Annotated in this window: 2 protein-coding genes; both read left to right on the plus strand. The window is 64.9% G+C overall.

The features are described 5' to 3' along the window. The coding region (locus NS334_RS16395) for an alpha/beta fold hydrolase (protein WP_275044697.1) at positions 1-293 on the plus strand (293 nt) is incomplete at its 5' end. Between the two features lie 174 nt (positions 294-467). Next, on the plus strand, positions 468-863 hold the full coding sequence (locus NS334_RS16400) for a nuclear transport factor 2 family protein (RefSeq protein WP_206542684.1): 396 nt from the start codon (positions 468-470) through the stop codon (positions 861-863). Positions 864-930: the final 67 nt, after the last annotated feature.

Consider the following 930-nt stretch of genomic DNA (forward strand, 5'->3'; position numbering starts at 1 on the left):
CCTTCGAGCGCGGCCTCAACCCGGAAGGCGTCGGCCGCCAGCTCCGCGCCATCCTCGCCTCCGGCAGCCGCAAGGAGCGACTGCGCAGCGTCAAGGCGCCGACGCCCGTGATCCACGGCACCATCGATCCGCTGGTGCATCCGGAAGGCGGCAAGGATACCGCGGTCTCGATCCCGGGCGCAAAGCTGCTGATGATCGAAGGCATGGGCCATGCGCTGCCGATCCCGATGTGGCCAGAGATCATCGACGCCATCGACAAGCACGCGCATGGCGCCGCGGCGAAGGCGGCATAGGGCCGGTAGCTGCGGGTAACCATGTGAGCCGGGAGTGCGCTCTTCCGGGCACGGCACGGACGCTGTAGAGAGCGCTATCCATCGCACAGCCTCGGGAGCTACCAGATGAAGACCCTTCTCCGGCCACGGACAGCCGTCGCCGCTCTCTTCCTCGCGCTTGCGTCTTCCTCCGCGATGGCGGCCACCAGCGAGGCGCAGCAGGAAGCCAACCGGAAAGCCGTGCTGGCGTTCTACGACAAAGGGCTGAACCAGAAGGACGCCGATGCTGCGCTCGCCTATGTCGGCAACCGCTATGTGCAGCACAATCCCGGCGCGGCCGACGGCCCCGACGGCTTCCGCAAGTTCATCGGCTTCCTGCGCGAGAAGTTTCCGAACTCGCACAGCGAGATCAAGCGTTCGTTCGTCGACGGCGACTACGTGATCCTGCACGTCCACGCCGTGCGCGAGCCCGGCACCCGCGGCAACGCGATCATCGACATCTTCAAGCTCGAGGACGGCAAGATCGTCGAGCATTGGGATGTGGTGCAGCCGATCCCAGAAAATCCGGCGAACAACAACACGATGTTCTGAGCGCAACGGCGCGATAAGATCAGTTTGAATCGGATCGGCAGCGGAGGTTCACCTCTCCCTTGGGAGA

It is taken from the genome of Sphingomonas endophytica (genome assembly GCF_001476895.1).
Lineage (GTDB): Bacteria > Pseudomonadota > Alphaproteobacteria > Sphingomonadales > Sphingomonadaceae > Sphingomonas > Sphingomonas endophytica_A.